This is a genomic window from Alphaproteobacteria bacterium (genome assembly GCA_030680745.1).
Taxonomy (GTDB): Bacteria; Pseudomonadota; Alphaproteobacteria; order JAUXUR01; family JAUXUR01; genus JAUXUR01.
Genome location: JAUXUR010000052.1, coordinates 1 through 12,636, shown reverse-complemented (window position 1 = coordinate 12,636; position 12,636 = coordinate 1). Strand labels below are relative to the sequence as shown.

Genomic DNA, 12,636 nt, shown 5'->3' with positions numbered 1-12,636 from the left:
ATGATAATTTTGTTGTGACGTGGACTGATAATGCGTCCAATAATTTTAATATTACAGCGCGTATTTTTCGTCGTGATGGGGTAGCAATTACGAGTGAATTTACAATCAACGAAACTTTACCGGGTGAGCAAAGCACTAATCTAAATGTGTCACCTTATGATCGCTATCATCGAACAATTGCTTCTGACACAAATGGCAATTTTGTCGTAACATGGCGTTCTGATCAAGATGCAGGACAAGGATTTAATATTTATGCACGTCGATTTGATCAAAATGGGATAGCTTTAGGTGCTGAGTTCCGTGTCAATAATATAAATGTTGCAGGCGATCAACGTTTTTCAGTTGTTGCAATGGCTCCAGATGGTCGTTTTGCAATCGTTTGGCAAAGTGAAGCTGGCACAAATTCATCAGAAATTTTTGGCCAAATGTATAATGCCGACGGAACAGCGAATGGCGGTGAATTTCGATTAAATCAAACACTGACAGGTGCACAAGTCCATCCTTCAATTGCAATGGATGCAAAAGGTAATCTTTATGCAGTGTGGGATAGCCCCAATATTGTAAACGGCGCTGCAAATGATATTATCCTTAGAAAGTTTGACCTAAATGGACTGGCCCTTACAAATGAATTTCGTGTTAACACGATTACAAACGCAGATCAAATAGATCCTTCTATTGCTATTGATGAGAGTGGACAATTTATTGTTGTTGCATGGGAATCTGACCATTCAGGCACAAAAGATGTTTATACACAACGTTTGTTTGCACCTTCTTTTAGTGCAGAAAAAACAGGATTTGTTGATGTTTTGGATGTGAATAATGCTAATAATGCGCCCATTCTTGATAATAGTGGCATTCCTCAATTAACTGCTATTCCTGAAGATGTAGACGATGCCTCTAATCCTGGTAATACAATTGAAGATATAATCGGAAACACAATTACGGATGCTGATGGTCCTTTACAAGGAATTGCAATTACAGCGCTAGATAATTCGAATGGTGTTTGGCAATATTCTATTAACGATGGTTTCGATTGGACGGATATTAATGCCGCAAGCGATAATGCTGCATTGCTTCTTAAAGCTGATACGCATACTTCTATGCGTTTTGTACCAAATCTTAATTATAATGGACCAGCTACTTTTTCATACCGCGCTTGGGATCAAAGTGATGGAAATTCTAATGGTGCAGAAGGTGTTGATACTACTGCTAATGGCGGGACAACGGCTTTTAGTGCTAATGTTGATACCGCACAAATTACTGTAATACCTGTTAATGATGCACCCATTAATACGGTGCCTTTACTTCCGATTGAAACCAACCATAATACTGCGGTTGCAATTCCAGGCGTGTCTGTTGCAGATGTTGATATAAATGAAACAGCTGCACCGAACAATACGATTAAGGTTGATTTACTCACAGCTTTAGCCGGGGGCACAATGGAGGTCATAGCATTTGGCGGTGTTTCCATTACTGGCAATGACACACATGAGATTAGTATTACTGGAAACTTATTTGACGTTAATGAGACGTTGAAAAATTTAATTTATAAGCCTGCTACTGGTTTCACAGGTACACAAGAGATATTTATGACAAGTGACGATTTAGGTCACACAGGCGGGGATGCTTTAATCGACAATAACGATAGTTTTTTCGTTACTGTAAAACCTGTCAATGATGAACCTGAGATTTCGGCGCCCGAAAAATTCCAAGTTAATGAAGATACAAATCTTTCTTTAACAGGCATTAGTGTGAGTGATGCTGATAGTAAAATTCTTGAAGTTCGTTTTGAAGCTAATAATGGCGTCTTAGCGTTTTCTCCCGCAGGCAATACAACTATCACTGACAATGGAAGTAATGTTGTAAGTCTTGTAGGAAGTGTTAATGATATTAATGAGACTCTTTTAAATCCGGTTATCTATTCACCACCTGCTAATTTTAATGGGCATACTTTTATAGAAATCTTTGCTCAAGATGATCTAAGTGTTTCAATCATAAAAATCAAAATTGACGTTACACCTGTTAATGACGCACCTGTTGTCATTGTGCCGGGACCTCAAAATATAAGCGAAGATACAAATCTAATTCTTCCTGGTATTTCTGTTGCAGATGTTGATTTAGCTGAAACGCCTGATGGAAAACTTAAAGTGGACCTATCTGTTGAACATGGAATTTTAAATTTAACGCAAGTGGGTGATGCTGTACTTAACAATAATGGAAGTAAAGAAGTAAGCATTATCGGTAATGCTGCTGATGTAAATATAATTCTTGACTCTCTTATCTATCAAGGAGACCTAAATTTCAATGGATTTGATCTTTTAACGGTAAAAGTTGATGATCAAGGCAACACAGGCGCACCCGGCTTTTTAACGGATACAAAAACAATTGAAATTAATGTCAATCCTGTCAACGATGCGCCCATTCTTGATAATACTGGCGATCCCCGATTAACCAATATTCCTGAAGATGTGAGTAACACCTCTAACCCTGGCAATAAAATTGAAGAAATAATTGGTAGAACAATTACGGATGCTGATGGTCCTTTACAAGGAATTGCAATTACAGCGCTAGATAATAATAATGCGAATGGTTTTTGGCAATATTCTACTGATGATGGCGTCAATTGGACGGATATTGGTCCCGTAAGCGATAATGCTGCATTGCTTCTTAAAGCTGATACGCATACTTCTATGCGCTTTGTGCCAAATCTTAATTATAATGGACCAGCTACTTTTTCCTACCGTGCTTGGGATCAAAGTGATGGAAATCCTAATGGTGCAGAAGGTGTTGACACTTCTCCTAATAATGACAAAAGAATTGCAGCAACTTTTATCAATAATTTTGTCTCCCCTCCTAATAACGAAACAAGCGCTTTTAGTACTAATGTTGATACCGCACAAATTGACGTTATACCTGTTAATGACGGGCCTGTCATTACAGTACCGCTCACGCAAATTGCGAGTGAAGATACAGATCTAATGCTTCTTGGTATTTCTGTTGCAGATGTTGATTTAGCTGAAACGCCTGATGGAAAACTTAAAATGAACCTATCTGTTGAACATGGAATTTTAAATTTAACACAAGTGGGTGATGCTGTACTTAGCAATAATGGAAGTAAATCAGTCAGCATTAACGGCAATGCTACAGATGTCAATGCAATTCTTGACTCCCTTATTTATAGAGGAGACCTAAATTTTAATGGATCTGATCTTCTAACAGTCAGAGCTGATGATCAAGGTAATACAGGATCAGAGGGCCCTAAAACTGATCTTAAAACTGTCGATATTAATGTGCTATCTATCGAAGATTCACCGGAAGTTACAGCACCTGCCAATGCACAAACAAATGAGGATACAAATGTTTCCTTAGTTGGCATTAGGGTCAATGATGCTGATGATAAGAACCTTGATGTTCACTTTAATAGTACGAATGGGATCTTAACCTTTACCCCTTCGGGTGCAGTAACAATCATTAACAATGGTAGTGATTTTGTAAGAATTATGGGTAGTATTGACGATATCAATGCAACCCTTTTAAATCCTGTTATTTTTTCCCCTACACCTCAATTTAATGGTCTTGCTTCTGTAGAGGTATTTGCTTTTGCTGAAAACAATGAAGGCAGTGGACATGCACAAATCCCTATTGATGTTACACCTGTTAATGATGCACCAGTCATTACAGTGCCTGGCGCACAAAACGGTAATGAAGATGCGAATTTATCTCTTCCTGGTATTTCTGTTGTAGACACAGATCTTGCAGAAACGCCAAGTGGAAATCTTAAAGTAGATCTTTCTGCTTCGCATGGTACTTTAACATTAATATTATCGGGTAACGCTACACTTAATAACAATGGAAGTAAAGCAGTCAGCATTATTGGTAGTGCTGTAGATGTTAATGCAACTCTTGATTCCCTTATTTATAAAGGAGATCCTAATTTCAACGGATCTGATGCAATAATTGCAAAAGTTGATGATCAAGGTAATACAGGTTCAGGTGGCGTTAAAACAGATACTAAAACAATTGATATTAATGTTGATGCTGCTAATGATGCGCCTGTAGTTATTGTCCCAGGACCTCAAAATGTTAATGAAGATACAGATTTATCTCTTCCTGGCATTTCTGTTGCAGACGCAGATCTTGCTGAAGCGCCAAATGGAAACCTTAGAGTAGATCTTTCTGTTTCACATGGTACTGTAAATTTAATACAAGTCGGTGATGCTACAATTAGTAACAATGGAAGCAAAATAGTCACTATTATCGGTAATGCTACAGATATAAATGCAATTCTTGCCTCTCTTGTCTATAGAGGAGATCCTAATTTCAATGGATTCGATCTTTTAACAGTAAAAGTTGATGATCAAGGTAATGTAGGATCGGGCGGCGCTCTATCAGATGTAAAAACAATTGCAATTACGGTTAATCCAGAAATTTTACCGCTTGCTATAACACCTCAACAAATTATTGAAGATGTTCTACCTATCCCTCTCATGCCGATTGACAATATTGACCTAGTGCAATCTGTTTTTAAAAATAAAACTGTAAATCCTTCTATACCATATCTAACTGATGAAAACTTTGACGCATACGAAACACCTGAATTTGCACTTTATTCTCCGCCTATTTTAACGGATTCTTTAAAGACTAAAAACAGTTTCGAATATGCTGAATTAGGACAATTTTATGGTTTTCCAAATTCAAGATTAACCGAAATCTTAAATGACGTTCAAGATTATAGAGATAATGGAGATTTAAACACCAGAAATCTTTTGGATGAATTTGATCAAGACAACGAACAGCCTACCGATGTTATGGATAAAATTAAATCAATGCATCAATCTTTTGAACAACAAGTGTTAAAGGTTCTTAATGATACTTTTATGAATAGCTAGTTTATAAAATGAAGCAGAAATAAAACACTTGATATTTTCAATTGTTTTATTTCTGCATTAAGGCTTATTTCCCAATAACTGAAATTCGTTCTCGTTGTCCCGATCCAAAAAATTCAGGACGATACATGCTTTCCATATAAGGGGCTGGCAAGATAAAGGTTCCTTTAAAGCTCGCACGTACTAAATAACAAAGCGTAAATTGTTTTTGACTTCGCTCCGTTTTAAAACTTGCAACATAACGATCATCTCGCCCTTCTACCATCAAAGGTGTTACAACATTTGAAAGCCAAGGATAATTGTTGAGATTTTTGTGAAGATGGGCGTTATCAATTTCAAATCCTGTGGGTAACAAATCAGCAATCACAATATGTTCTTCGATTGGTTTTGCTATTTCTCCTTTCAAGACAACAACATAAAGTTCACCTTGATTAAAGTGTGCATCTGTTATTTTTGTGCCATCAATTTTACATATGTCTCGATTAATAATAAAGCCTTTATCCGTGATGACTTTATCATAAATGCCATTTTCCAGAACTTTTCCTTCAGCGACCAACGTCACAAAAAGAGGCGCCTCGCCTTTATTTTCAATGGACATGCCTTGTGTTAATTGGGCTAGATTGACATCAAAAGATAAAGCTTCTTTGCCATCGTAAGGTGTTTGATTAAACACAAAATGATGATCTTTATTTGCTTTTTGAAGATTCATGGAAGCGCGTAAAACCCAAGCCATTTCTTGTGTCGAAAGATAATTTTTGGCTGCCAACATGCCAGCAAGTTCAACTGACTTTTCAAGCACTTGTGGGTAGCCTTCAGTTGATTCAAGTACAAGAGACAATGTTAAAGCGAGATCACGTATCGCACTACCATAGATTTGATAATCGCTTGGTTTTGCTAAAAATGCTTTGTTAAACCAGGCAAAAGCTTCATTTTTATCACCTAAATAAGCGTAAGTAGCACCCACAAAAGCAGATGCAATCATTGATTTTGAAAGCGCTTTTTTATTATTATCCGCAAAATAACGAATCTGGCTTAACGCATTTTTCTGTGCTTTGGCTAAAACAAAATGCGCATAAGCTTGTTCTTGCAACAGAATAAAACGTCTATCTTTTTGGTAGTCATTAACATTTGTTTCGAGTATTGATCTTAAGTATTTATGCCCTTGTGTTAGGATGGATTCTGATATTTGAATACCTGAAACTTTAAGATTCAACATTAAATCTAATGTATAGGCCGTTGAAAATGAATCAAGTGCATAATAATCGGGCCATATAACAAAACCACCTTCAATGTTTTGAAGTGCATAAAGACGTGCTAATCTTTCATGGATTTTATCTTTATTTTCTTCAGCATTTTGCATATATCCATAAATACTACTCGCTGTTTGCTCAAGACACGCATAAGGATATTTCTGCAAATCTTGCGAAAGTTTTAAAGTACCAAAATTTGGAATTGCACCAATTTCAAGCTTTAAATTTGAAGAAGTCGGATCAAATCCATTAAGCAATGTTCCATCAATAGTAATCGGTTGATTTGGTTGAATAACTTTGAAATCACGTTTTACATGATCCATTAAAGGGGAGCGTACACTTAATTGCCAATGATTGATGCGCTCATATTTTTCAGGTCCATTTAAATTAACAGTAAAGTTAACAACATTATCAGCACTTGCATTCGCTTTTAAATCCAGCAATTGTATTTTCTTTTCGTTCTTTGCTAAATTAAAGGCAAATGCGTGAGGGTTCACAGAGATTGAACCTTCGGGTTGAATATTAATATGATAAGTGCCAACTGGTCCTTCAATGTTATGGATCATAAAGGGTGTCGAGATCGCATCATGGGGCGCCAAAAAGCGCGGCAATGCAAAATCATGTACTACTTCATCACGAACATGAATTTGTTTTTCAGCATGCGTTAATTGGTCATCTGACCATAAAACAGCCATTAAGCGCATTTGGCCTTCAAATTCAGGAATATCAAAGCTAACTTCCGTTTCGCCCGTTTCATCAAGTGGCAAAATACCTGTAAATAAACTAATGGTTTTGAAGCTTCGCCCAGGTAAAATGGACAAAAACCTCCCAAACATGCCATCCCCACCTACAAGCCCGTCATTTAAAACGGCACCAAAAGGATTAATTAATTTTCCATAAGAATCAAAAATTTTATACCCAAGGTTCAATTGGCTGGAAAAATATTTGAGTGGATCGGGTGATTTATAATTGGTTAAATTCAAAACAGCTTCATCCACAAGCGCAACAGTTGCAAAAGCATTTTTTAATTGCGGATCATATTTAAGTTTTGTTGTAAAAGTTGCATGAGGCCTTACAATTTCTTGACTCATATCAAAACTTAGAGCAGTTGATTTTAAATTTTTACTTAAATTAACCCATGAAACACCCATCGCGCGTGCAGGCATTTGTTGAGCGCTCGCGTCAATAGGACGTAAAGCCGTTGCAATCAGGTAAAACCCAGGACCCTTGCACAAGGATTCATTAAGCGTAATTTGATAAGCAAGTCCATTTTCATTCAGTTCGCCTTGAAATAAAGGCATTATTTCTTGGCCCACAGCCAAAATCATTATTTGACCTTTAAAAGGCGATTTGATGCTTGCTGTAAGAATATCGCCTTTAGCATAAGCTTGTTGATCGAGTTGTAAATCAAGTAAATCAGGACGATCAGGATGATCACTATTATAAGACCAACCACTTGAAAATCTGAATGATGATCCAATGCCGGTTTCAGCATCCGTAACCTCAACACGATAGCGGCCATATTTAATATCAAGTGAAAGCACGCTTGCTTTATCATCAAATGTTTCAACACTACCGCGTGTGATTACTTTATCTCGAATAGAATTTTCGTAATTTACATTATTTGACGATCTATACCATGTAAAATCGTGTGTTTCCTCGTAAAGCGTATATGTTAATTCAGGTTTTGCAACCAAAGTAGCGCTAGGATTAATGGCAATAATGTCGAAATTTGCTTTTGCGCCCTCAGCTACTTTTTCTTTAAAAGCAGGCTTAATACCAATATAAAAGGGCTTATGATGAATGATCGATTGCGTTGTTTTAGAAGCTGGTCTGCCCCCTTGTTCAAATACATTGATTTTAGCTTCAAGTAATAAGGGGGCATTTAAATCAGGTTGCGTCGTTATTTCTTGAGCAAGTAACATCTGTCCTTTATCATCGGTTTTGCCTTCTGTTAAAGGTAAACGGATAGGCGTAAAAGAATCTTCTTCAAAACCAAAAAAGACATTTTTCCATTCTTTAAAGGGTGTTTCGGCTTTTTTAAGCTCGACTTCACCATTGACCATCAAATCATTACCAGGCGCACCGTAATAATAATTAACGTCTATTTGTGTTTCAAATTTTTCAGTAATCTGCATAATTTCATGTAAATTGTGTAATCGAACATCAATTTTAGGCGGTACGAAATCATTCACGTCAAAAGATGATTCAGCAATAGGTGTGCCCTTTGGATCTTGGTAAATAGCTGCTTTCCAAAGGCCTTGAGGGGAAGAAGGCGGCAAAGTATAATCCCACGCATAACTACCAGCACCCTGATCATCGCTTAGTGCATAATAGGCTTCTTGCATATTGGGTTTCGTAAGTTTGAGTGTTATTTTTTCATTTAGAATGGGTTTCTGATTTAAATCACGAAGCAACCCAACAAAATGAACGTCTTCCCCAGGACGGTAAATACCGCGCTCAGCATAAAGATAGCCATCCATATGGTGCTTATGATCACGCCCTTGAACACCACGATCTTTAAAGTCAAAACCTACAGACGAAAATTTTAAAAATGCAAAATCTTTAGCATCTTTTTCAGCAAAAATAAGCTCAGGACGATTACCATCTAATCCTTGCGTTAACGATTTTACAAAAAATCCATGACCTTTTTCATCTGTCGTTGTTGTGCCTAAAATTTTATTACTTTTAGAAACAAGCTGTAATTTTACCCCTGTTAGAGGCATGGAATTTTCCAAAGAATGCGCAAAAACATGGGCACCATCAGGACCATCATAGGTTGAAATACCAATGTCGCTGACTAAAAACCATTGTCCTGAAAAATCACTTTCATAATTCGAATAATTAAGCTCTTTTAACCTTGCGCCTAACACATAAATTCCGGGATCTAATTGTTTGTGAATAAGTTTGTTGAGCGGAATGCCATGCGTTAAAGTATCATTTAAAGGACCATCCGTGCTAAGTTTACCATTCCATATTTTTTCAGCATTGTTTTCCCCTATTTGTTTTACGGTCCATGTTGTTAAATTATTTAAAAACTCATATGGATTAACAGCTAAAAGTCCACGTTCAGGTACATGATAAAGCTCTAAAAAGGCTTCCTTCGCATTTATAGTATTAAGTGGCAATATCTGAGGTCCAGAAGAGGGTAAAATATATCCTTTTTCACGAAAACTTAAACGTGGTTTCCGATGGTCAATGTAAATCGCAAACTTTTGTTCTTTTTCAAGAATTAATTTATTTACACTTTGAATACCTGGCTTTAAAATTACATTGTAATCCTTACCATAGATAAATCCATCGATGCATAAATTACTTTGGCGTCCGCTTACGCGAAAATCTTGGAGCGCAGGCTCAACGCTCACGAATTGTCCATAATCAATGCCACGATTTTTAGGCAGCGGATGTGTCAATTTAAAGCATGCTGAAGCAACGCCCTGGTTATCAGGTTTGTCAATTTCATAAGCCGCAAATTTAGGCGGATAATTCATTATTAAAGCATCAATTTTAGCTTTGATTTCTTGTTCTGAAGCAATTTGTACGGCTTGTTGTTTAAGTGTTTCATCACTTTCAGGTAAATCGCCTGATACCCATAAAATAATCGCTTCTTCAAGGGGTATTGTTGCAAGTTTATTGGTTAAAAAAGCAATTTTTTTAGCTTTATTTGTTTTGTCAGAAGCATATTCCTTTTCTTGTTGAACAAAAGTATAGAGATATAAAAACCAATTATGATAATTTTTAGGATTTTGAGCAATTATTTTTTCTAAATTACTGATTGCGCTATAATAATCTTTGTTTTGAATCGATCCACGCGTTTCTGTTTTCAATTTTAAAAGCTGATTTTCAGAGACATTTGCTTGTTTTTTTTTAAGGAGTTCATTAAAGTATTCTTCCGCAGTCATTTCAAAGGGTTTGACGGCAGGTTTATTTTTTTGCGCTATTTCAATAAGCGCGGGTTGCACTTCTTCAGTTTCACAAAAACCTTCGAAACTTAGAAAAGTAGCGATAAAGAAGACGAATAAAAATGTTGTGCGCATGGGGAGCCCCTTAAAAAAATCAGCTTCCATGAGATTAAACCAAGCACCTTTCCAAGTCAAAAGGAAAACCATAACTATGTCACCACGTCAAAAACTAACATTATTATTCAATGAATTATTTAAATCTGTTGGTTCTGCGCCAAGTTTTGGAGATGTTAAATTATCTGATCGACCAGATCTTGCTGATTTTCAATGCAATGGTGCCATGCAGGCGTCTAAGGCTCAAAAACAAAATCCACGGATTCTGGCTGAATCTATTAAAGAACTTGCTGAAAAAACAACGCAAGATTATGATTTTTCATTAGCAGGTCCTGGATTTATTAATATTAGTTTAAAAGATACGCTCATTTTAAAATACATTAATGCATTATCTAAAGATCCACAATTAGGCTTTGAAAAACCTATAAAGTCAGAAAAAATAATTATTGATTATGGCGGCCAAAACATTGCCAAACCCATGCATGTGGGTCATTTAAGATCAAGTGTTATTGGCCAATCCTTAAAATATTTATTACGTTTTATGGGTCACGATGTAATAGGCGATATCCATATGGGTGATTGGGGCACGCAGATGGGTATGCTGATCATTGCCATTGAAGAAAAATGGCCGGATTTACCATATTTTGACATTGCTTTTCAAGGTGATTACCCCAAAACATCGCCTGTGAATTTACAAGATTTAGATATTATTTATCCTGACATTTCAGGAAGATGTAAGGAAAATAAAGAACTCGCTGAGAAAGCACGTTTGGCCACTTTTGAATTGCAATCAGGTAGACGTGGCTATAAGGCTCTGTGGCAGCATTTCGTCGACATTTCAGTAGCTGACATCAAAGTTGATTTAGATATCTTAGGCGTTAATTTTGAGCAATGGTTCGGTGAAAGTCGTTACCAACAAATGGCTGAAAACCTTATTCAAGACTTTGAATCACGCAAAGTTGCTTATGTGAGCGATGGGGCTTTGATTATTGATGTTGCCAAAGAAAATGATAAAACAGAAATCCCCCCTTTATTGTTGCGTAAAAAAGATGGCGGCCTTATTTATGCATCAACTGATCTTGCCTGCATCCAAGAGCGTATCGATGTTTTTAAAGCTGATCGAATTTTATATGTTGTTGATCAGCGTCAAGCCTTACATTTCGAACAAGTATTCAGAGCGGCAAACAGTTCAGGTCTATTGAAAGAATCAAGTTGTAAACATTTGGGCTTTGGAACAGTCAATGGCCCTGATGGCAAACCCTTTAAAACGAGGGTTGGTGGCGCCATGAAATTAAAAGAGTTGATCCAAACACTGATTCAAGAAGCCAAAAACAGATTACATGAAGAGGGTATTGCAGAAAATTTACCCGAAGATGAATTTAACGATATTGCACAAAAAGTTGCCATGGCAACGCTTAAATTTGGCGATTTGCAACATGATCGCGTTCATGATTATATTTTTGATATTGCTAAATTTTCACGTTTTGAAGGTAAAACAGGCCCCTATCTTTTATATGCTGCCGTTCGCATTAAGTCTTTGTTAAAACAAGCTGAAAATAAAGATTTTGTATCCTCGCCTTTGAAAGATATTAATCCATCGACACGTGCGCTTTCATTGTTATTACTTCAATTTCCAGATTCTATTGAACATGCAGCAGACCGTTATTTGCCCAGTGTTTTATGTGAATATGCGTACCAATTGGCCAAAGAATTTAGTCGTTTTTATACCAATTGTCATATTTTGAGTGAGGAAAATAGTGATATTCGTGGTGGATATTTGATGTTAACGCATTTGACGCTTAAAGTTCTTGAAACAACTTTAAGTATATTAGGCATAGAAGCCCCTGAAAGGATGTAACATGTTAGAAGTCGGTCAAAAAGCCCCTGATTTTAAAGTCTTAAATGATGAAAATAAAGAAATTTCGTTATCTGATTTTTTAGGCCAAAAAATTGTACTTTATTTTTATCCCAAAGATGATACATCAGGCTGCACCAAAGAAGCATGTAATTTTAGAGATCAATTACCTGCTTTTCAAAATCTCAAGGCCGTTATTTTAGGTGTTTCAAAAGATAATGTTGCGTCGCATCAGAAATTTAAAGCTAAATATGATTTACCTTTTATGCTTCTTGCGGATGAAAAGCTTGAATTCTGTCAGGCGTATGGAGTTTGGGTTGATAAATCCATGTACGGAAAAACATATAAAGGCATAGAACGTTCGACTTTTTTGATTGATGAAAAAGGAATCATCGCCCATATCTGGCGAAAAGTTAAAGTTGAGGGGCATGATCAGGATGTGTTGAAAATTATTGGTATGTAGAATTGCCAAATATTTTTTACTATAATTTAAAACCCAAAATTTTTATAAATAGATTTATTAAAATGGTGAATCAGTTTTTGTGTTGAAAAAAGATTCATTTTTTCTTTCAAATCATAAATTTGCGATTCAATTGTGCGCGGCGATTTTTCAAGAAAATTACTAATTT

The 12,636-nt window shown here is 36.3% G+C and carries 4 protein-coding genes; 3 read left to right on the top strand and 1 reads right to left on the bottom strand.

Features of this window, described 5'->3' with window-relative positions:
- The first annotated feature begins 14 nt into the window (after nt 1-14).
- On the top strand, nt 15-4,889 hold the full coding sequence (locus Q8L85_05945; protein MDP1724227.1) for an Ig-like domain-containing protein: 4,875 nt from the start codon (nt 15-17) through the stop codon (nt 4,887-4,889).
- Nucleotides 4,890-4,953: 64 nt separating this feature from the next.
- On the opposite strand, the gene Q8L85_05940 is transcribed toward Q8L85_05945, so the two are convergent.
- A complete protein-coding gene (locus Q8L85_05940) occupies nt 4,954-10,173 on the bottom strand; it encodes an alpha-2-macroglobulin (GenBank protein MDP1724226.1) in 5,220 nt (1,739 codons plus the stop codon).
- Between the two features lie 76 nt (nt 10,174-10,249).
- Between Q8L85_05940 and argS the strand changes: the two genes are divergently transcribed.
- The gene (gene argS / locus Q8L85_05935) at nt 10,250-12,010 is read left to right on the top strand and encodes an arginine--tRNA ligase (GenBank protein ID MDP1724225.1); all 1,761 of its coding nucleotides are present in this window, start codon (nt 10,250-10,252) and stop codon (nt 12,008-12,010) included.
- A gap of 1 nt (nt 12,011) precedes the next feature.
- The gene (bcp, locus tag Q8L85_05930; GenBank protein ID MDP1724224.1) at nt 12,012-12,470 is read left to right on the top strand and encodes a thioredoxin-dependent thiol peroxidase; all 459 of its coding nucleotides are present in this window, start codon (nt 12,012-12,014) and stop codon (nt 12,468-12,470) included.
- The last annotated feature ends 166 nt before the right edge of the window (nt 12,471-12,636 follow it).